The following is an 18,633-nucleotide window of genomic DNA, read 5'->3' as shown; positions in this document are numbered from 1 at the left end:
GGCGCGGGACTGAACTTCTGTCACGCAAAGTTCATGCAGGGCTGTTAACGCAAAAAAATCAGCAACGGCACAGGCCGTTGCTGATCGGTGTTGCGGGTCGTTGAAGCGTGGGTTACAGCGGACGACCGATGGCGTTGCAGACGCTGGTGTTGCCGATGCCTTGAGCGTTGGAAGCGGTGGCGAAGGTGTCACGCACGGCTTTTTTCCAGTTGGCTGGCAGCGGTACGAAGCGGTTGTTGCTGATGGCGGTGTCGTTGTTACCGAAAGCACCGTAGTGACGGGCGAAGAAGCCGCGCACTTGGGTGGTCTGGGTAGCGTCGGCGTAGCACTGGCTGAAGATCAGGTTAGTGAAGCCCAGGATCGGGTAGCCGCTGGATGGGTAAGCGAAGGTGGCTGGACCGCTTGCAGTGGCGGCAAATACCGGCACCCAGTTGTCCGGGTTGGTCGCGTCGATGAACGAGCCATCCGCACGGGCTTCGGTTGGCGCTGGAACCAGGCCGATCGCAGCCGATACGTTGGCAGGTGCTGGGGAAACACCGCCAACCTTGGCCACTTTGGTGGCGTCATCCAGACCGGCCAGGGTGGTCGCAGCGTAATCCGGGCTCATGTAGGTGATACGGCCTTCAACGGCGTTCAGTGCATCCATCACGCCCTGGCTGCCAGTGGCGGCCACAGCCGTCGATGGCAGACCACCGCCGTAGCTCGAGGAGAAGGTGGTAGTCACTGCGAAAGGCTTGGCTTCGGTGCATTTGGCATTCAGGAAGCGCGTGAACAGCTCAGTGGTGCCGCTGGACTCGCTGCGGTACACCAGGGCGATCGGGCCAGTGCGGCCGGAGTTGGTGATCTGGTTCCAGGTGGTCAAACGACCGGAGAACACGCCGCACAGTTGGTCAACGCTCAGGTCAACCGCGTTGGTACCGGCCTTGTTAAACGGAATGGCAACCGAAGTAGCTACCGAAGGCACTTGGATCAGTTTGCCCCAGGCCGGTTGCTTGGCAGAAGCATAGGTCGACAGCTCAGTAGCGGACAGCTTCGAGTCGCTGCCAGCCCAGTGCACGTTCTTGTTAGTCACGCCAGCCACGAACTTGGTGTAATCGTTGGTCAGGAATGCAGCCTTGCCGTTGCCGCTGCCCACGCCGATGTACGGAGCGAAGCCAGTGGTGAGTACGCCAGCGGTTTGATACAGCGGCTGTGGCAGGGTTGCGCCGCCGCCGTTGATGTCAGCCATTGCAGCCTGGGCCGAGCACAGTGCGGCGAGGGTCACGGATACCGCGAGAACGTTGCGCTTAAACATGAAGAATCTCCTTTCGTCGTGTTTGTACGTTTGGGGTAGAGGGCTCTTGCATGACGCCATGGCTTCTGTCCCAAGCCCTTTTTCGGGGGTGGCCAGGGGTTAAAACCATGGGAGAGAAAGTCGCAGTTTCCGATGACGGTTATGGGAAAAAACCTCGGGAGGAACACCTTGATTTCTAAAAAGATTCTCGGGTGTTTTGGTCACGGTTTTGAGCGATTTCGGCGCAGGTGACAGCGAGGTTTCAGCAGCCATGGCTGGAGGCCGCGCAGGGTGTGAAAATATGACGCAACAAGGAACCCGAGGTCGGTCGGGTGAGCTAGGTGACCAGTTGATTTATTTCAATGATCGGCAACAGCACCGCCATGACAATCACCAGCACCACCGCGCCCATCACCACGATCATCAGCGGCTCCAGCAACGCGGTCATGCCCATTGCGCGGCGTTCGATATCGCGCGACAGGGTCTGCGCCGCACGCTCTAGCATCGGTGGCAGCGAGCCGGTTTTTTCGCCACTGGCGATCAGGTGGATCAACACCGGCGGGAACACCTTCTCCACCGCCAACGCCGGGGCCAGGTTGACGCCCTCGCGCACCTTGGCGGTGGCGTCGTTGACGCACTGGCTCAGGCGATCATTGGACAGGGTCTGCCGCGCCGCCTCCAGGGCGCGCAACAGCGGCACCCCGGCACCGCCGAGAATCGCCAAGGTCGAGGCAAACCGCGCGGTGTTCAGGCCCAGCACAAAACGCCCGATCAGCGGCAGGCGCAACACCCGGCTATGCCAACTCAAACGCGCCACCGGGTTGCGCAAATACAGGCGCCAGCTCCAGAAACCGCCGACAATCCCGGCAAAACACAGCCAGCCCCAGGCGCGGATAAAGTCACTGGCGTTGAGCATCGCCAACGTCAGCCCCGGCAGATCCTGGCGCGCCTGGGAAAACGCACTGACCACCTGCGGCACCACGTAGCTCAGCAGGAAAATCACAATACCAATGGACACCAGCCCCACCACGCCGGGGTAGATAAACGCAGTGAGGATCTTGCCACGCAGGTTGTTGCGTTCCTCGATGTAGTCGGCCAGGCGCTCCATCACCTGGGCCAGGTCGCCGGACTCCTCCCCCGCCGCGATCAACGCGCGATAAATCGACGGAAAATCCCGTGGCCGCGCCGCCAACGCATCCGCCAGGCGCATGCCGCCGCGTACGTCGGCGCGCACAGCGGCCAAGGTCTGGGCAATGTGTTTTTTCTCGGCCTGCTCCACCGTGGCACTCAAGGCGGCTTCCAACGGCAGACTGGCGCCCAACAGGCTCGCCAGTTGCCGCGTGGCCCAGGCCAGGTCGTTGTCCGACAGCTTGGCGGTGAACAGGCTGCTGCCCGCCGCTGTTTGCTGATTACCTTCGATCTGCACCAGCAGTGCGGTCAAGCCCCGGCTGCGCAGGCTGGCAAATGCCGCGCTCTGGCTATCGGCCTCCACATGCCCGGCCTGGACTTTGCCGCTGGCATCGGCTGCTTCATAGCGATAGCGATTCATCAGGCGTCCCGTGTTACGCGCAGGATTTCTTCAGGCGCGGTGGCGCCGCTGCGCACCCAGCGCTCGCCGTCTTCACGCATGCTGAACATCCCGGCACGTCGCGCGGCCAGGCGCAGGTCCTGCTCGTTGGCGCCCTGATGGATCAAACTGCGCACATCGTCATCGACGCAAAACAACTCATGGATACCCGTACGACCGCTGTAGCCGATCTGATTACACTGCGCACACCCGACCGGGCGCCACGTGCCAGGCGCAGCCGGGTCCTCCTGCTTGCAGTGCGGGCACAGGCGGCGCACCAGACGCTGGGCCAACACGCCGAGTAATGACGAGGCCAGCAGGAAGGGTTCGACGCCCATATCGATCAGGCGGTTGACCGCCGACACTGCATCGTTGGTGTGCAAGGTTGCCAGCACCAAGTGACCGGTGAGCGAGGCCTGCACGGCGATTTGTGCGGTCTCCAGGTCACGGATTTCACCGATCATGATGATGTCCGGGTCCTGGCGCAGGATCGCCCGCAGGGCCAGGCCGAAGGTCATGTCGATCTTGGCGTTGACCTGGATCTGGCTGATGCCCGGCAGGTCGTATTCCACCGGGTCTTCCACGGTGAGGATATTGCTGGTACTCGCATCCAACCGCGCCAGCGCGGCATACAGGCTGGTGGTCTTGCCGCTGCCGGTGGGGCCGGTGACCAGTACGATGCCGTGGGGTTGGCGGATCAGCGTATCCAGGCGTGCCAGCAACTGCGGCTCCATGCCCAGGGTCTCCAACTGCAAGCGCCCGGCTTGTTTGTCCAGCAGGCGCATGACGACTCTTTCGCCATGCCCGGTGGGCACCGTGGACACGCGAATGTCGATGGGTCGCCCGGCTACGCGCAGGGCGATACGGCCGTCCTGGGGCAGGCGTTTTTCGGCGATATCGAGTTGGGCCATGATTTTGATCCGCGAGACCAGCGCGCCGTGCAATGCCTTGCGGGGTGAGACCACGTCACGCAGGGTGCCGTCGACGCGGTAGCGCACGACGGAGTGGGTTTCGTAGGGTTCGATGTGGATGTCGCTGGCTTCGTCGCGGGCGGCTTGGGTCAGCAAGGCGTTGATCATGCGGATTACCGGGGCGCCGTCCTGGGTGTCGAGCAGGTCGGTGACTTCGGGCATGTCTTGCATGAGGCGGTCGAGGTCGACCTCGTTTTCGGCGGCGCCCACTACAGCGGCGGCGCTGCCGGTGTCGGCGTAGGCGCTGGTGAGCAGGCCGTCGAGTTCGTCGTCGCGGACCTGTTCGAGATGGGTTTGGCCGAATTGGCGGTGGACTTCGCTGATGGACCAGCCGGGGGTTGAGGGGCACACGGTTAGTAGCATGCCCTCGGCGCTGGGGCGCAGGAGGATGCGTTGGGATTTGGCCCAGGCGTACGGGAGTAGGCTCATTGGGTTGGACCTGTTTTTAGGTGTACATATCCGTTTTTTGGGTAACGGCGACTATTGGTTCCGCCCTTACGGCGGCTCACTTTTGAAAAGCGCAAAAGTAAGCAAAACGCTCTTGCCCCAACACTCGGCACCTCGCCTAGGCTCGGTGTGCCCGTAATCCGACAGTGATTTGGGGGGCCGCCGCCACGCGCCATCCATGGCGCGGGGCGGCTAAACCGGCATCCCTGCCGGTTTACCCCCCAAATCCCTGTCGAATTCCGGCCAGCGTGTTTGACGGGGCGCCTAAGATCAAAATCAAAAGCAAGAGCACAGCGGCCTGACAGCCGGCTTGAGTGGTGTAGAGCAAAGACATTTTTTTGTGCACCGCAGATGGCTTTTCTGTGGGAGCTGGCTTGCCTGCGATGCGGGCGCCTTGGTGAATCAGATAGACCCAGGCGATACATTCGCAGGCAAGCCAGCTCCCACATTTGGCAAGGGTCGACAATAAGAAACCGGTCGGCTTTAAGGCCGCCGCGCTCTGCTTTTGCTTTGGCTTTTGATCTTCGGCGCCCCGTAAAACCACGCTGGCCGAACGTAGGCTTTGGAGCGTGGGTAACCCGGCAGGACGCCGGGTTAGCCGCGCTGGGCCAAGGATGGCCCATCGCGGCGGCCCACGCTCCAAAGCCGGAGTGAGGGCACACCGAGCCTAAGCGAGGTGCCGAGTGGTGGGGCGAGAGCCTTTTGGTTACTTTTGGGCTCTTCCAAAAGTGACCCGCTGTAAGAGCGGAACCATAAGCCGCCGTTACCGCAGCAACGGATATGTACACGGTCAAGACCTTCAAGGCCGCCCCCGAGGAATCGCCTTCTCCACCGAAGGCAACTGCGGCGCCTGCACATCCGGCATCGCCCAACTATGCTCCGGCTGCAACCCCCCTTGCGCCCGCCGCATAAACTCATACCGATTCAACGTAATACTGCGCCCCGCCCCACTGTCCCGAATAATATAAGGCCGCAAAAACACCATCAGATTGGTCTTGTTCACACTGCGCTTTTCATTCCTGAACAACGCCCCCAACCCTGGAATGTCCGACAACCACGGCACCGCATCATTACTCTGGCTATACCCATCCTGCAGCAACCCGCCGAGCACCATGATCTGCCCGTCATCCAGCAAAATACTGGTATCGATCGCCCGCTTGTTGGTCACCGTCCCTGCCTCCACCGACGCCCGCGTATCCACCGTACTGACCTCCTGGTAGATATCCAGCTTCACCGTACCGCCCTCGGAAATCTGTGGCCGCACATTCAGCTTCAACCCCACCTCCTCACGCTGCACCGTCTGGAACGGGTTGTTGCTGGTGCCCCCGCCGCCAGTCACATAACTGCCGGTGACAAACGGAATCGTCTGCCCCACAAAAATACTCGCCGCTTCGTTGTCCAGCGTCAGCAGGTTCGGCGTCGACAACACGTTGGTGCCACCCTTGCTCTTCAACGCACGCGCCAACACCTTGAGGTCGAGCACCTTGCCGATACCAGGAATATCCACGGTTCCGTTGACCAAGCCCACGTTCAGCCCCTTGGGCAACACGTCGATACTGGTGGGGCTACCCGGCTTGCCATTTACGCCGCTGCCGCCGAGATTCACGCCACCAAACCCACCCTTGCCACCGAGATTGCCGGCCTGCCACTGCACGCCAAACTCAGTGGCATCGTCTTCGCCGACTTCCACGATCAGGCTTTCGATCACCACCTGGGCGCGGCGCTGGTCGAGCATGTCGATGACTTCACGCAGGTTGCGGTACAGCGGGTCCGGTGCAGAGATCAGCAAGGTGTTGGTGGTGGCGTCGGCCTGGATGGTCACACCCCCGGCGCTGAACGCGGTGTCCTGATCTTTGGAGGTACCACTGGCGGTGTCGGTTGAACCCGTGGATTGACCGTAACCGGATTGCACACCACTGCCGGTGGGTGTGCCGCTGCTGTTTTGCGCGTTGCCCGCGCCTTGGCTGTTCTTGCCATTGCCGCCCATGGCGCTGAGCTTGCCACGCGCGTCGTCGCTGACGCCGGAATCGCTTTCGCCGGTCAACAACCCGCGCAGCGATTGCGCCAATTTGCCCGCCTGGGCGTTGCGCAGGTACACCACGTGCATGTTGCTGGGGTTGCTCTGGGCGTTGTCGAGTTTGTAGATCAGGTTGCGCGCCAGCTCGGTACGCTCCGGGCTGCCGGAGCGGATGATGATCGAGTTGGAGCGCGGGTCGCCGATCACGTTGATCTTCTGGGTCTGGTCGGCGCCCTGGGTTTCCAGCAGTTCGGAGACCATGGCGGCGATGTCCACGGCGATGCCGTTCTGCACCATCACCACGTCGGTGTCGATGGCGCTGGGCGTGTCGATGCCGTTGATGATCTGCGCCACCCGCGCCAGGTTTTCCGCGTAGTCGGTGATCACGATGCTGTTGTTGCCGGGGTAGGCGTTGATCGGGTTGTTCGGCGACACGATGGGGCGCAGCACCGGGATCAGGTTCACCGCGTTCTCATATTGCAGGCGGAACGTGCGGGTCTGCATGCCGCTGCTGCCGGCGCTGTAGATCGGTCCACCGAGCAATTTGGCATCGGCTTCGGGCACCACCTGGGCCACGCCGCCGACGTCGACCACGCTGAAGCCCTGCATGCGCAGCGCCGCCAGCAGCATGTCGTAGGCCTGATGCGCCGGCACCTGGCCTTCGCTGACCAGGGTGAGGTTGCCCTTCACACGCGGGTCCACCAGGAATTGCTGGCCGGTGGCGCGGGACAGTGCGCGTACCACCGCCTGGATATCGGCGTCGACGAAGTTGAGCTGGACTGGCTGGTCACCCAACGGGTTGCGTGCCTTGACCACCGCCGGGGCATGGCCGCGTGCGCTGTTGGTGACCCGGTGTTGTACGGGAGCTTTGGGGACGGGTTCGCGCAGACGATCTTGCAAGGTCTCGCCGTTGCTACGCGTCTCGGCCAGCGGTTGGCCGAGCTCGCTGTCCACCAGCAACGGCTTGGGCGCCTGCTGGCTGCTGCACGCACTCAGGGCCAGCACCAGCAGCGGCGCGACCAGACGAAACGGGGGAACTGACCACTTCATGAAGCTTCCTTAGCGCCAAGCGCCTGATCCATGCGAACGGTCCCGGACACAGTGCCGGCCGAGTTGTCGACGGTGTCGAGGGTGCGCTGCAATCGCGCCTCGGACACCTCCAGGGAAAACGAACGGGTATTGCCCAGCAACCAACCCACCACGGCATCGGCCGGCGCGTTGTCGAAGGTCAGCCGCCACCCCGTGGGTTCCAGCGCCTGCAACTGGTAATGGCCTTGCAGACCCGCGCCATCCAAGGCCTGGCGCAGGGTGGTTTCGTCACCCTGACGGGGCGCGGCGACATCCTGCAACAGCACCTGCAAGGCTGCGGCCTGGGCGCGCAGCTTGGGGGTTTCGGCCTGCCAGTAATCGATCTTCTTCAGCGCGGGCTGCACCAGCACCAGCCAGGTCAGCAAGCTCGCCAGCACCAGCCCGGCACCACCAAGCAAGCGTTTTTCGCGCAGGGCCAGGCCGTTCCAGAACACCTGGGCCTGGCTGCGCACTCGCTGTACTTTATTCATCGCCGGCTCCTGGCTTCTCTGCGGCCTGGGCCGGGGCAATCGTCCAGGCATGCTCATCGCGGCTGGCGGTAAACCCGGCCTGGGCCAGCGCCGCCTGCCATTCACCCTCGGCGGCCGGGTTACGACTGTCGGCGAGCAATGCCACATGCAGACGCCCCTGCTCAAAGCTCAGGTTGTCGACGCTGCCGACCATGAACGGCAGGTTGCTGCCGGCCAGTTGCAGCAGGCTGGTAAAGCGTTGGCCGGGGTCGGCGGCCGCACCGGTCTGGCGGGCGGCCAATTGCTGTCGGGCTTGCTGCAGGGGGTTGAGCACCACTGGCAACTCAGGAAACGCTTGGCGCACCTGTTGGCTCATCAAGGCTTTAAGGCGTTGGCCGTCCTCTACCTGACGTGCGGCGTACAGGTTGAGGCCGAGGGTCCAAATGGCGGTGGCGAGCGCGACACAGGCCAGCGCCCGGCCCCATCCAACAGTCGAAGGCTGGATGAGACCGCCGTGCAAGCCCCAAGTGGGTACAGGCCCACTCCAACGCTGCGCCGCGTCAACCAGTTGCACATCCAGCGCCTGCAAGCCGAGTGGGTGCACCGCGCCTTGTTGCAGGCTGTCACGTGTCAACAGATAGCCGTCATCCAACGCAGCAGCACCCACCGGCAAGGCATAAGGCGCCGGGTACAGACCGCGTAGTTTGATTGGCAGTTGCGCGAGCCGCGCCAACCCGGCCTTGGGCACCCACGCAACGTGCACGCGCCCGTCGTTTTCGCGCGGGCCGTGGGCCACCTGCATCTGTTCGACCGGGCCGAGGATCAGCGCCTGCGCCGCGCAGGCCACCGCCGCCGCCGTTTTCGTGGCGGGTAGTGGTGGCAGCTCCAGGCTGGTGAGCAGGCTGTCGCGCGGATGCAGGAAACAGTCGATTGCCTGGCGGAATGTTGCCAATTGCGTCAGGCTTTCATACCCCTCTTCAATCACTGCGCCACGCTCCAACCAGGCAAATCTGACCCTGCTGTCAGCGGTCAATTGATCCAGGGGCGGCAAGCCGATGCGCAGGCGTTTCATACACCCACCCGCGACCAGATGACGCGCGGCTGACGGTCTTCCGGGCGATGCAACAACGCGTCGATCGTCACCCGCCGCTGCTCGCGCCGGGCCTGGCCCTGCACGCGAAACCATTCACTGGTGATGCCCACCTGGACTGTGTCCACCGCCACTTGGGGCAGCCGCAGGCGATTGACAAAATCCCCACGGTTGATGAACCACTGCCCACTGTCGCGCTCGGCCACCAGCCCGTGGGCCTGGGACAGGCTGAGCTGCGGCACCACCGCGCTGAGCACTTCGGCGCTGGCGGTGTTGCCGTTGATCCAGGTCTGGCCGGGCAACACGCTGATGTAGGCCTGCATGCGCTGCAACATGACGGGGTTGAGGCCTTCAATCCCACTCAGGTCATCCAGGCTGCGTAGCATCGGGTATTTGGCAGGCGGTTCATAAGAGGCAATCACCCGCTGACTTATGCGCCGACTCACGGCCGGATCGACGCCGATCAGCCGGCACAGCCGCTCGAAACTCTGTAACTGTTCGGCATCCACCTGCTGGCGATTGACCAGGTTGCGCAGGTTGAACTTGCCCTGCTCGTCCTCGATCCGGCCCTCAAATTCGCCCCTTTGAGCGCGGGCCCAAGGCTGGTCCAGGCGGGTCAGCACGTCCTTCTGGCGTGCGTCCCAGAGCATCTGTCGGCTGCGCTCAAGGCCACCCTGCAACAACCACTGGCCCTGGATGCGCAGCTGCTCGGCTTCCAGGCCGCGGGTGAACACGGTCTGGCGCGTGAGCATGGCGCCGGCCAACACCGCGACCACCGCAGCGATCAGCAAGGCGCTGATAATCGCCATGCCGCGCTGCTTCGCCGCTGGGGGCGAATACCGTTTCATAATGGGCCTTACAGCTGCCAGGAGCCGATATCGGCATTCACACCCTCGCCATCCGGCTGGCCATCGGCACCGAGGGAGAACACATCGACCTCACCGTTGGCGCCTGGGTTAAGGTAGTGATAAGGGTTGCCCCACGGGTCGTTGGGCAACCGTTCCAGGTAGGCGCGCCAGTTGCTGTTCTTCGCGTCCGCCGGGCGCTCCACCAGCACTTTCAGACCTTGGTTCATGTTCGGGTAGGTACCGTGGTCGAGCCGATAGAGTTTCAGCGCCTGCATCAACCCACCGATGTCCTGCTTGGCCGCCGTGGCCCTTGCCTGGTCCGGCCGGTCCAGCACCTTGGGCACCACCATGGCGGCCAGGATCCCGAGGATGACCACCACCACCATGATCTCGATCAAGGTGAAGCCACGCTGCCCGCGAGGGCCTGGCAATGGGGACGTTAGGCGCGCGATATCCATCTCGACATTCCTTGGCTTGAGTGCAATTCGTGGCGCAGTGTTGCAAGAACACATGTCAGTCGTATTGAAAATCCTCGGGAGTTTCGGTCGCCAATCGGTCAACTGCCGGCGCTAGTCTGCGGGCCTGTTTCCCGGCTTTGAGAGCACCATGTACGGCCGTCGCAAGGAGCAAGGTTTTACCCTGATCGAGGTGCTGGTGGCGCTGGCGATCATCGCCGTGGCCATGGCCGCCGCCGTACGCGTGGCCGGGCTGATGACCCAGAGCAACGGCTTGCTGCGGGATAAATCGATCGCGTTGCTGGCGGCGCAGAGTCGCCTGGCGGAACTGCGCCTGGAAGGCCACTTGCGCAGCGGCAAGAAGACCTTCGAGTGCGATCAAGGCCGCCTGAAACTGCGTTGCGAGCAGACCATCAACGCCGATGGCCGCCTGTTTCAGGTCAACCTGCAGGTGCTCGACGCCAGCCGCGAAGCGCCACCCCTGGCGCGGCTGGACACCCAGGTCATGGCCGAGTGAGCAGCGGCAGCGCAGGGCCGTCCGGCAACTTGTCGAGGTTGACGCGCAGCTTCTCGCCACCGCGCTCGATCTCGACTCCATCGCCTTCGATGGCCGTCAACCGCACGCTGGGGCTGAGCCGCTCGCCCAATAGAAAGCTGCGCGGCGGTCCGTCGTTGAGACTGAGGATCGCCACCGCACCACGGGCGCCCGCCAGCACACCCGTGACCTTCACCTGCAGCGCCGTCGGCGCATTGGAAAACCATTGCAGCGCCGGGTTATCGCTGCGCGCCGCGAGTGCCTGGGGCGTGGCTTGGGGCGTGTGGGATTCGGCGCTGGTGAGCAGCAGCGGCGTCCATACCGCCACGCCCGCCAGGGCGGCCAGCACACCCAGCGCCTGCACGCCGTGGGCCAGGGTGAAACGATGGGCAAATGCCATGGGGAGGACCTCCTGTTTGTCCGTCGCACCAGCCTACAGATCAATTCGCACGCTTTTATTTCACAGACTCCCCAGTTCTCCAGGAAGCCCGCGATGAAACAGCAAGGTTTCACCCTGATTGAGCTGATGGTGGTGCTGGTGATCATCGGCATCGCCAGCGCCGCCATCAGCCTCACGATCAAACCCGACCCGCTGCACCTGCTGCGCAAAGACGCCGAGCGCCTGAGCCAATTGCTGCAAGTCGCCCAGGCCCAAGCCCACGCCGACGGCCGTCCCATCACCTGGCGTGCGGATGCCAAGGGGTTTGGTTTCAACCGCCGCAGCGATGATGGGAGGAGCGTGGAGTCTTTCCAGGGCGACACCCAACTGCGGCCGCGCCTCTGGGAAAGCACGCCCATGCAGATCAACATCGAACCCCGGCAAACCCTGGTGCTCAATGCCGAATGGATCAACCCACCGCTGCGGGTGGTGCTGTCCGACGGGCAACACAGCCTCAGCCTGCAACGCGACGCCGCCGGCTTGATGCGCGTAGTGAGTCAACCATGAACACCTCCCAGCAAGGCTTCACCCTGATCGAAGTGATGGTGGCGATCATGCTCATGGCGGTGGTCAGTCTGATCGCCTGGCGTGGGCTGGACAGCGTGACGCGCGCTGATCAGCATTTGCAGGCGAGCAGTGAGCAGACGGAGGTGCTGCTGCGGGCACTGAACCAGATGCAGCGCGACATCAGCTTGCGCGCCAGTGTTGAGCTGGTCGCCACCGATGTGTCGCAAGACGAGGCGCCCAAAACCGAAGGGCTGGCCGCCGTGATCGTGCGCAGCTCCGACAGCAAGGGCTTCAGGCTGGACGTGATCCGCAGCGCTCCGATGGCCGGGGATGGGCTGCAACGCGTGCGCTGGTGGCTCAAGGGCGACTCGTTGTACCGCGCCGCCGCCCCGACGCGGGACCGATACCCGCTGCCGGCGGCCAAGGATGGGGTGGTGGTGTTGACCGGTGTGAGTGACCTGCAGGTGCGAGTGTGGGACGCAGACAAGGGATGGCGACAATTGAGCGGAAATCGTCGGGAGGATCCGCTGGGACTGGAAATCAGTCTGGTGCGGCAGACGCCTCAGGGCGTGGAAAAATATCGGCAGGTGGTGGGGCCGTTGGGGTCGATGAATTAACTCAACAACACCACCCCACCCGGCAACTCCGTGCACTTCGCCCCGTATGCATCGCGAATCAACAACGCCACGCCCGCCAGTTGCTGCAGACTGAACCGTGCCTGCACCCGGCGCTGTCCCAGTTGCTTGTTAAGCAATACAAGCATCCCAGGTCGGTACCGGTTGATCTCATCCACCACCGTCGCCAACGTGGCGTTGTTGAACACCAGCACCTGTTCACGCCAGGCCACGACTGCCTGGGTGTCGACTGTCGTCACCTCGCTGAAACCGGCAGTGCTGTAGGTCAATTGCCGGCCACTGCCCAGGCTCATGCTGTTGCCGGCAGCGTCCACCGACAGCGACCCTTCGATACAGGTGACACACACGGTGTGATCGGTATGCCGCACGTTGAACCGCGCCTGCGCCGCGCTCACCCAACCCTCGCCGGCCTGGACCTTGAGCGGTTGGGCAACGTGGGCGAGCACTTCGACTTCGCCTTCAAGCAGTTCAATGCCCTGCCCCACCCGGCTGATGCGGGTCTGGGTGTTGAGCTCCAAGCTGATCCCCTCGCTTAACAGCACCTGGCGCTGCTCACCGACGTCAGTGTGATAGTCCGCGGTAAGCCCGGCAAAGCCACCCGGCACGCCGACGCGCACCATCACCACCGCGGCCGAAGCGGCAATCGCGCCGCCCAGGAACGCCCGTCGACCAAAGCTGCGCGGTTGCGCCACCTGGTCGAGGGCCGGTGTGAGGTTTTGCCACAGCACCTTGGCCTGCTCGAATGCCTGGGCATGCTCCGGGCTCTGCGCGCACCAGGTCTTGAGCGCCTTGGCATCGGCCACGGTGGCGCGGCCCGAGGTCAGCAGGAGCAGCCAATCGCGGGCTTCATCGTGCAGGGGGCTGGCGGCGGATGGCCGGGCGTTGGGGAAGCTGAAAATATTCAAGCGCGCACGTACTCACGGATTTATCAGGGACTCGACACTAAGACGGTTTTCCGGCCCCGGGACCGAACCGCTGAATCACTTTTCTTTCGAGGCGCTTGGCACAGTGGCCCAGGGCGGCCTTGATTTCCTTCTCGACCATGCGCGTGGAGATGCCGAAACGCTGGGAAATCTCAAGGTGCGGCGCCTCTTCCAGGCGCGCGGCGATGAGGATTTTGCGGCGGCGTGCCGGCAGTTCGTAAAGCGCCTTGACCAAGGATTGGATCTCTTTCTGGCCGCCCACCACCCGCGACGGGTCCTGGGCTTCGTCGGCGCTTTGCAGCAGTTCTTCCACTTCGCTGCCGGTGAGCAGGCGCGCATCGGCCTGGCGGCGGTCAGCGGCGATGTTCAGGGCCATGCGGTACAGGTAGGCGTTGGGCTGTTGCAGGTTGGGCGGCACGTCCATGCGGTCGACCCGCAGGTAGGTTTCGTGCAGCACGTCGTTGGCCAGGTCTTCCGAGCCCAGGCGCTTGCGCAAACGCACCTTGAAGTCTTCGTAGGAGGCCAGGAACAAGCTGACCATCGTACTGTGCCCGGTATTTTTCATCCGCCCCAGGTTCCTTTCGCTGCTGTGCATTCCATGCGTGTTCCTGTTGTGTCAGGCATCAGAAGTAAAGTCACCGGTTGGCGCAGTGAACTCGGCGCCGGGCGTTGGACCCGGGCTGCGCTCAGGTTGCGCACCAGTGCTTCATCGCGTTGTTCATCGCCGGTAGAGCTGACCAACCGGCTGTGTTCAATCACCCCGTCCGGGTTGACCCACACCTGCACCAATGCCCGAAAACTGCCGGGCCGGGTCAGCGGCGAGCGGCACAGGCTGGTCTCGATGGCTTGCTGCAATGCCGTCGCGTAGCTGTTGTTGATCCGCGCGGCGCTGCGTGTCGCCGCCCCTTTTGTGGGCGGTGGCTGGCTGACCTGCGGGGTCTGCAAGGTAAACGCATCGCTGCGTGCATAACGTGCCATCAGGCCACTCCCTGTCAGCAACATCGCCAGTGCTTCTTGCGCCGTAAAGCGTCCGCGTACCCCGATGGAGCGCCGGCCCCGCGTCAACTCGCGGTCCACCAGCACCGCCATCCCGGTGGCGCGGCTGTAGGCTTGCAGTGCATGTTCCAGGTCTTGCGCCGGCAGGTTCAACGACAGCAGCAGTGACTCTGCCTGCGCCGTACGACCGCCGGCCAACAGCAACAGCAAGACCAGGGCGCACATGACGCGCCTCCAGACTCCCTGTTCACCCCCTGCTCTGCATCGCTGCACGGCCGACGCGCCCTAGAAAACCGTCATCCTGAGGCCAGTTTATGAACCTGATGTTACGGTGATAGCAAAAAAAACATCACGGTGATGAGAAGCCCGCTGCACTACACTTTCAACCCTTACCGGCCCACTCCTCAGGGCCTGCCAGGAGGCCCGATGAAGCTGTTACCGACCCTCGCCAGCCTGTTGCTGTGCGCTGCCATGCCCGTGCTCGCCCACGCCGAGAGCGCTGCCGGCACGTGCGCCGAAGTCAGCGTGGATGGCTACAAGGCGCCCGACTATGGCTGCCTCAGCCAGCAGATGGGCAACGATACGAATGCGACCAAGGCGGCGAAGAAAAACCGCGAAGCCCAGAACATCCCCGTGGAAAAACGGCCGCCGAACGCGGTGGGTTTATCCACCCCGGCGGCGACCAGCGTGCGTATGGGCAACACGTTCGGGACATCGGTGAAACCGCAGCGGCCCTGACTACAGCAACGACAGCGGGTAACTGATGATCAAGCGGTTTTCATCGAACTCATTGGTGCTGAAGTCCCGACGCAAGGTCGAATTGCGCCAGCGCACATTGAGGTTTTTGACCGGTCCGCTCTGCACCACATAGGCCAACTCTGATTCGCGCCCCCATTCTTCACCGTCGGTACGTGCGCCGACGTGGGCATTGCTGCCGCGGATATAGCGCGTCATCAGCGTCAGGCCAGGCAAGCCTTGGGCGGCGAAGTCGTAGTCGTAGCGCAGTTGCCAGGAGCGCTCTTTGGCGGCGTCGTAGCTGGAGTTATAGCTGTCGTTGGCCAGGCTGGTGCCGGCGGTGCCATTGACGCGCATCCAGCCGTTGTCGCCGGACATCCGTTGCAACCCGACATAGACCGTATGAGCGCCGGTTTTGGCTGAAAGCATGGCCGATAAAGCGCGGTTCTCCAGGTTGCCGGCCAATGCCTTGCCGTTCTCCGCACCGGAGAAGAACCCCAGGTTGGCGCCCAACACCCAGCCGCCTACGGGTTGGCTGTGGGTCAAGTTGAAGTAGCGTTGCTGGTAGATGTCGGCCAGTTCTGAATACCAGGCGCCGACCTGGGTTTTTTTGTCGTTGAACAGGTACTCGGCCCCGCCAAAATTGAAACGGTCGGAGGTGGCATCCGGGCGACCGGCCATGAACATGTCTTCCATGCTGGCATCGTTACGTGGGCTGTTGGCGCGGAATTGGCCGCCGTAAAGGCTCACGCCGCTGAATTCTTTCGAGGTCAACTGCGCGCCGCGAAAGGTCTGGGTCAGCGAACGGCCATCGTCAGAACGCAGCACCGGCAAAGTCGGCGCCCATTCCCCGACCTTGAGTTCGGTGTTCGACAGCTTGGCCTTGAACGCCACGCCGAGCCGGCCGAAATCGTCCGCCGGGCGCCCATCGTCATGCACCGGCAGCAATTGGGTATTGGCGGTGCCTTTGCCGCCATCGAGCTTCAGCGAATACAGCCCCAGCACGTCCACGCCAAAGCCGACCACGCCTGCGGTGTAGCCGGAGCGCGCGTCAAGGATAAAGCTCTGGGTCCACTCCTCAGCCTTGGCCTGGGGGTAGTTGCCATCGACAAAGTTGCGGTTCAGGTAAAAATTACGCAGGTTCAGCGAGGCTTTGCCGTCTTCCAGGAAGCCATCGGCGTAACTGCTGGCGGCGCTGAAGACAAGGCAAGTGAACACAACAGGGTTGGAGCGCAAAAGGATCTTCATTTTTATTATTCCTTTCTGGGAGGCAAACGCCTCCCGTCGCAGATAACCGGTATCTGCTGGCTAGAGTGTTGAGGTGAGGTGTTGCGGATTTAGTGGCCGGTCAGCGCGATGATTGCAGGCACCGTCAGGACCGCCGTGTAGTAGCCCATGAATTGCACGCCGATGTTGAACCCCAGGAAGCGCGCCAGGAACCCGCCGAGCAAGCCCACGGTGATGATCACCATTAGCCCGAGCAGCCCGCCTTCCCAGATACCGATCACCAGCACCAGGCCGATAAAGGTCGCAATCACCGCTTCATGACTGATCTTGCGCACCACATAAGCCGCCGCGCCGTGGGCGAAGTTCATGGTGAAGGGGTAAGCCACCAGGATCGCCACGATCACCGCAAGCATGCCGTAGCCAAGGAATTCCCAGGTGTTGAGCAGGTTATGCAGGTTGTTGATTTCACCGGTGGCGTTGTCGACGAAAAACCGTGGTGGCGCGTTGAACAACGGCGCAGCGGGGCCCGCTGCCACCGGGCTCAGGGGCAAACCGAATGCCATCAGCGGGATCAGGGTTTCAGCGATGTAGGTCGACTCGGTCACTCCGTTACGCGCGGTGATCACCGTGGTCAGGCGGTCATAGGCATGCTTGATCCGCGAACCAATCACTTCGCCCATGATCACCGTCATCGCCACCGGGCTGAACACGAAGGTGGCGCTGGACACGCTGGCGGCCATGGCCGTCACACGCACCTGGCGCGGGTTGATGACCTTGAACGGGTTGGGGAAATAGCCACTCCAGCCCTTCACGTCCGGTGCCAGGGAAAACACCCGGTACTGATCGCGCCGCATGCGCTGGCGCTCGCTGGGAGCCAATAGCGAAAACAGCGAGGCAATCAGCGGTGCCACGGCAATACCCAGGAAGTAGCTCACCGACAGCTTGACCCCGTATTGCCCCGTCAGTGATTGCAGCGCCACGATCACCACCACGAACGGCACCAGAGCCAGCACTGCGGCCCAACGGCCCGCCGAGAAGTAGGCGATGGTGAATGCGGCGCACAGGAACACCCAAGGCGCGAACTGCTTGATCACCCCGCCAAACGGCGCCAGCAACACGGCGAACAGCACCGACAGCGGCACCGCAATCAAGGCCGCCACCGCTCCGCCGGAGATCATCTTGCGCAGGGCTATATGCGGCACGCCGAGCTTGCGCAGGTAGTTCGCATCGGCAAGCAACGCCGTGGCCGAAGTGTCGCCGGGAATCCCCAGCAACGCGGTGGGCACGGCATGGGTCATGTGCTTGGCGACTGCTCCAGCGAGAAAGAACGTCAGCACCCCGGCTGGAGGCGCACCGAGGAGCACCACCAGCATGGTCAGGGGCGCCAGGGTGGTGGTTTCGTCAGTACCGGAGACCAGGCCGATGGCGGCAAACACCACCGCGCCGAGCAGCCCGAGGGCGAAGGCCATCATGATTTCATGCAACAAGATGTCCATCACCCGCGCCCTCCGCTGAGGCTGGCCGTAAGTACGGGCGCCGACGTGACGGGCACATTTTCTTCGCGGGCCTGGGCTTCGCGGAACAACTCATACAGCTCCAATTCACGCAGTTCCGCGATCACCTCGGCGGACAGATCTTCCAGGCGTCCCAGGCTGCCGTACTCCTTGAGCAGATCGGCCACCACTTGCTCGCGAAAGCTCTGGTCGGCGACGTTTTCCTGCACATCGCGCTTGGGCGCAAACAACCTGGCACTGATCGCGCCGCCGGCGAGACAGCCGAGAATGCCGATCAACATGGCGTAGGCACGCGCCATCTGCGCCGACTCCACCACGTAGTGCAACAGGTGTTGCGCCGCAAAATACGCGCCGAGGCTGACCACTGCGCCAATACCGATGGACAGCGCCAGGTGACGCGCGTCAATGGTGTCGCCCCAGACTTCATACAGGTGTTGCTTGTCCGACGGTAAAAGGGGTTGCTGCATGGTGCCCTCCGGCCCTTTCGGGCTTGTTGTTTTTATAAGGGGGGTGAAGCTTCAGGTCTTGCGAACCGTGGCGCGACCCACCGTGGTCGCCTGGCCCTGTTGATTGACTAGCTGCAACAGCAACGTGATGCAGTTGCCCTCCACCGTATGGATCTCACCCTTGGCGGTAAACACATCACCTACATAGGCGGCGCGACGGTTGCTGTACTCGAACGCCACCAGTTCGTCCGCGTCCTCCATCCAGTCGTAGAGCAACTGCGTCAACCAGTCACCCTGCAACGGGCCGTCCACCAACAACGCCGGGTGGCCCTCGCTTTTCTGGGCGTAGTCCAGGTCGTAGTGAATGCGGTGTGCATTCCAGATCGCCGCGTTGTACAGGAACAACTGCACCGTGCCCGGTGAGTATTGGCGTTCGGGCAAAGCCTGGCCGATTTCGATCAGGGGCATGG

Annotated in this window: 20 protein-coding genes; 4 read left to right on the top strand and 16 right to left on the bottom strand. The window is 63.0% G+C overall.

All coding sequences use genetic code 11. The features are described 5' to 3' along the window. Positions 1 to 112: 112 nt before the first annotated feature. The 8 genes from EJ576_RS23025 to gspG form a co-directional block, all read right to left on the bottom strand. Positions 113 to 1,294, bottom strand: a complete 1,182-nt coding sequence (locus tag EJ576_RS23025) for a substrate-binding domain-containing protein (protein ID WP_123474076.1) — start codon at positions 1,292 to 1,294, stop codon at positions 113 to 115. Between the two features lie 316 nt (positions 1,295 to 1,610). After that, a complete protein-coding gene (gspF, locus tag EJ576_RS23020; RefSeq protein ID WP_122726196.1) occupies positions 1,611 to 2,822 on the bottom strand; it encodes a type II secretion system inner membrane protein GspF in 1,212 nt (403 codons plus the stop codon). Then, positions 2,822 to 4,240, bottom strand: a complete 1,419-nt coding sequence (gspE, locus tag EJ576_RS23015; protein ID WP_028619769.1) for a type II secretion system ATPase GspE — start codon at positions 4,238 to 4,240, stop codon at positions 2,822 to 2,824. The genes gspF and gspE overlap by 1 nt, the downstream gene beginning before the upstream one ends. 817 nt (positions 4,241 to 5,057) lie before the next feature. Beyond that, positions 5,058 to 7,325 (bottom strand): type II secretion system secretin GspD, encoded by a 2,268-nt coding sequence (gene gspD / locus EJ576_RS23005; RefSeq protein WP_122724559.1) that lies wholly within the window; start codon positions 7,323 to 7,325, stop codon positions 5,058 to 5,060. Beyond that, positions 7,322 to 7,834: a type II secretion system protein GspM gene (gspM, locus tag EJ576_RS23000; protein ID WP_122724557.1), complete on the bottom strand. Its 513-nt coding sequence runs from the start codon at positions 7,832 to 7,834 to the stop codon at positions 7,322 to 7,324. The genes gspD and gspM overlap by 4 nt, the downstream gene beginning before the upstream one ends. Next, positions 7,827 to 8,885, bottom strand: coding sequence for a type II secretion system protein GspL (gspL, locus tag EJ576_RS22995; RefSeq protein ID WP_126571200.1), 1,059 nt, complete (start codon positions 8,883 to 8,885; stop codon positions 7,827 to 7,829). The genes gspM and gspL overlap by 8 nt, the downstream gene beginning before the upstream one ends. After that, on the bottom strand, positions 8,882 to 9,751 hold the full coding sequence (gene gspK / locus EJ576_RS22990; protein ID WP_158628960.1) for a type II secretion system minor pseudopilin GspK: 870 nt from the start codon (positions 9,749 to 9,751) through the stop codon (positions 8,882 to 8,884). Before gspK ends, gspL begins: the two co-directional genes overlap by 4 nt. Positions 9,752 to 9,759: 8 nt before the next feature. Next, positions 9,760 to 10,209, bottom strand: coding sequence for a type II secretion system major pseudopilin GspG (gene gspG / locus EJ576_RS22985; RefSeq protein WP_028619764.1), 450 nt, complete (start codon positions 10,207 to 10,209; stop codon positions 9,760 to 9,762). A 148-nt stretch (positions 10,210 to 10,357) separates the two neighbouring features. On the opposite strand from gspG, the gene gspI reads away from it, so the two are divergent. Further along, positions 10,358 to 10,723: a type II secretion system minor pseudopilin GspI gene (gspI, locus tag EJ576_RS22980; protein ID WP_068933882.1), complete on the top strand. Its 366-nt coding sequence runs from the start codon at positions 10,358 to 10,360 to the stop codon at positions 10,721 to 10,723. On the opposite strand, the gene EJ576_RS22975 is transcribed toward gspI, so the two are convergent. Next, positions 10,710 to 11,141, bottom strand: a complete 432-nt coding sequence (locus EJ576_RS22975; protein ID WP_126571198.1) for a type II secretion system protein N — start codon at positions 11,139 to 11,141, stop codon at positions 10,710 to 10,712. The two genes, gspI and EJ576_RS22975, sit on opposite strands and share 14 nt — an antisense overlap. A 93-nt stretch (positions 11,142 to 11,234) precedes the next feature. Here EJ576_RS22975 and gspH point away from each other — a divergent pair, with 93 nt between their 5' ends. Together gspH and EJ576_RS22965 are read left to right on the top strand one after the other, a co-directional pair. Further along, positions 11,235 to 11,687 carry a type II secretion system minor pseudopilin GspH gene (gspH, locus tag EJ576_RS22970; RefSeq protein ID WP_126571197.1) on the top strand — a complete coding sequence of 151 codons (453 nt, stop codon included), beginning with the start codon at positions 11,235 to 11,237 and terminating at the stop codon, positions 11,685 to 11,687. Then, the gene (locus EJ576_RS22965) at positions 11,684 to 12,304 is read left to right on the top strand and encodes a type II secretion system protein GspJ (protein WP_126571196.1); all 621 of its coding nucleotides are present in this window, start codon (positions 11,684 to 11,686) and stop codon (positions 12,302 to 12,304) included. The genes gspH and EJ576_RS22965 overlap by 4 nt, the downstream gene beginning before the upstream one ends. Here the strand turns inward: EJ576_RS22965 and EJ576_RS22960 are convergent. The 3 genes from EJ576_RS22960 to EJ576_RS22950 are packed head-to-tail and all read right to left on the bottom strand — an operon-like array spanning position 12,301 to position 14,466. Continuing rightward, positions 12,301 to 13,227, bottom strand: coding sequence for a FecR family protein (locus EJ576_RS22960; RefSeq protein WP_126571195.1), 927 nt, complete (start codon positions 13,225 to 13,227; stop codon positions 12,301 to 12,303). The two genes, EJ576_RS22965 and EJ576_RS22960, sit on opposite strands and share 4 nt — an antisense overlap. 37 nt (positions 13,228 to 13,264) lie before the next feature. Then, positions 13,265 to 13,810 (bottom strand): RNA polymerase sigma factor, encoded by a 546-nt coding sequence (locus tag EJ576_RS22955; protein ID WP_016980117.1) that lies wholly within the window; start codon positions 13,808 to 13,810, stop codon positions 13,265 to 13,267. Then, complete coding sequence (locus EJ576_RS22950; RefSeq protein ID WP_178083564.1) at positions 13,807 to 14,466, bottom strand: secretin and TonB N-terminal domain-containing protein; 660 nt, start codon at positions 14,464 to 14,466, stop codon at positions 13,807 to 13,809. Before EJ576_RS22950 ends, EJ576_RS22955 begins: the two co-directional genes overlap by 4 nt. Before the next feature lie 201 nt (positions 14,467 to 14,667). Between EJ576_RS22950 and EJ576_RS22945 the strand changes: the two genes are divergently transcribed. Then, entirely contained in the window at positions 14,668 to 14,979 is a 312-nt protein-coding gene (locus tag EJ576_RS22945; protein WP_016980119.1) for a hypothetical protein, read from the top strand. Here EJ576_RS22945 and EJ576_RS22940 read toward each other — a convergent pair whose 3' ends face one another. The 4 genes from EJ576_RS22940 to EJ576_RS22925 all read right to left on the bottom strand — a co-directional run bounded on the left by EJ576_RS22940 (position 14,980) and on the right by EJ576_RS22925 (position 18,631). After that, positions 14,980 to 16,224 (bottom strand): OprD family porin, encoded by a 1,245-nt coding sequence (locus EJ576_RS22940; RefSeq protein WP_126571194.1) that lies wholly within the window; start codon positions 16,222 to 16,224, stop codon positions 14,980 to 14,982. 89 nt (positions 16,225 to 16,313) lie between these two features. Further along, positions 16,314 to 17,699: a tripartite tricarboxylate transporter permease gene (locus EJ576_RS22935; protein WP_177002930.1), complete on the bottom strand. Its 1,386-nt coding sequence runs from the start codon at positions 17,697 to 17,699 to the stop codon at positions 16,314 to 16,316. Continuing rightward, on the bottom strand, positions 17,699 to 18,184 hold the full coding sequence (locus tag EJ576_RS22930) for a hypothetical protein (RefSeq protein ID WP_126571193.1): 486 nt from the start codon (positions 18,182 to 18,184) through the stop codon (positions 17,699 to 17,701). The genes EJ576_RS22935 and EJ576_RS22930 overlap by 1 nt, the downstream gene beginning before the upstream one ends. A gap of 51 nt (positions 18,185 to 18,235) precedes the next feature. Further along, on the bottom strand, positions 18,236 to 18,631 hold the full coding sequence (locus EJ576_RS22925; RefSeq protein ID WP_123474083.1) for a hypothetical protein: 396 nt from the start codon (positions 18,629 to 18,631) through the stop codon (positions 18,236 to 18,238). Between the last annotated feature and the right edge of the window lie 2 nt (positions 18,632 to 18,633).

The organism is Pseudomonas sp. C 49-2 (genome assembly GCF_003970195.1).
GTDB classification, from domain to species: Bacteria; Pseudomonadota; Gammaproteobacteria; order Pseudomonadales; family Pseudomonadaceae; genus Aquipseudomonas; species Aquipseudomonas canadensis.
The sequence above is the reverse complement of the archived record's forward strand: the minus strand, read 5'-3'. Positions and strand labels throughout refer to the sequence as shown.

What these genes read in the sequence shown, in the direction of transcription:
- EJ576_RS22975 (WP_126571198.1), bottom strand. Translation starts at nt 11,141, where the DNA reads ATGGCATTTGCCCATCGTTTCACCCTGGCCCACGGCGTGCAGGCGCTG.
- gspL (WP_126571200.1), bottom strand. Translation starts at nt 8,885, where the DNA reads ATGAAACGCCTGCGCATCGGCTTGCCGCCCCTGGATCAATTGACCGCT.
- gspH (WP_126571197.1), top strand. Translation starts at nt 11,235, where the DNA reads ATGAAACAGCAAGGTTTCACCCTGATTGAGCTGATGGTGGTGCTGGTG.
- gspI (WP_068933882.1), top strand. Translation starts at nt 10,358, where the DNA reads ATGTACGGCCGTCGCAAGGAGCAAGGTTTTACCCTGATCGAGGTGCTG.
- gspE (WP_028619769.1), bottom strand. Translation starts at nt 4,240, where the DNA reads ATGAGCCTACTCCCGTACGCCTGGGCCAAATCCCAACGCATCCTCCTG.
- EJ576_RS22965 (WP_126571196.1), top strand. Translation starts at nt 11,684, where the DNA reads ATGAACACCTCCCAGCAAGGCTTCACCCTGATCGAAGTGATGGTGGCG.
- gspM (WP_122724557.1), bottom strand. Translation starts at nt 7,834, where the DNA reads ATGAATAAAGTACAGCGAGTGCGCAGCCAGGCCCAGGTGTTCTGGAAC.
- EJ576_RS22935 (WP_177002930.1), bottom strand. Translation starts at nt 17,699, where the DNA reads ATGGACATCTTGTTGCATGAAATCATGATGGCCTTCGCCCTCGGGCTG.
- EJ576_RS22925 (WP_123474083.1), bottom strand. Translation starts at nt 18,631, where the DNA reads ATGCCCCTGATCGAAATCGGCCAGGCTTTGCCCGAACGCCAATACTCA.
- EJ576_RS22945 (WP_016980119.1), top strand. Translation starts at nt 14,668, where the DNA reads ATGAAGCTGTTACCGACCCTCGCCAGCCTGTTGCTGTGCGCTGCCATG.
- gspF (WP_122726196.1), bottom strand. Translation starts at nt 2,822, where the DNA reads ATGAATCGCTATCGCTATGAAGCAGCCGATGCCAGCGGCAAAGTCCAG.
- EJ576_RS22950 (WP_178083564.1), bottom strand. Translation starts at nt 14,466, where the DNA reads ATGTGCGCCCTGGTCTTGCTGTTGCTGTTGGCCGGCGGTCGTACGGCG.
- EJ576_RS22955 (WP_016980117.1), bottom strand. Translation starts at nt 13,810, where the DNA reads ATGAAAAATACCGGGCACAGTACGATGGTCAGCTTGTTCCTGGCCTCC.
- EJ576_RS22940 (WP_126571194.1), bottom strand. Translation starts at nt 16,224, where the DNA reads ATGAAGATCCTTTTGCGCTCCAACCCTGTTGTGTTCACTTGCCTTGTC.
- gspK (WP_158628960.1), bottom strand. Translation starts at nt 9,751, where the DNA reads ATGAAACGGTATTCGCCCCCAGCGGCGAAGCAGCGCGGCATGGCGATT.
- gspD (WP_122724559.1), bottom strand. Translation starts at nt 7,325, where the DNA reads ATGAAGTGGTCAGTTCCCCCGTTTCGTCTGGTCGCGCCGCTGCTGGTG.
- EJ576_RS23025 (WP_123474076.1), bottom strand. Translation starts at nt 1,294, where the DNA reads ATGTTTAAGCGCAACGTTCTCGCGGTATCCGTGACCCTCGCCGCACTG.
- gspG (WP_028619764.1), bottom strand. Translation starts at nt 10,209, where the DNA reads ATGGATATCGCGCGCCTAACGTCCCCATTGCCAGGCCCTCGCGGGCAG.
- EJ576_RS22930 (WP_126571193.1), bottom strand. Translation starts at nt 18,184, where the DNA reads ATGCAGCAACCCCTTTTACCGTCGGACAAGCAACACCTGTATGAAGTC.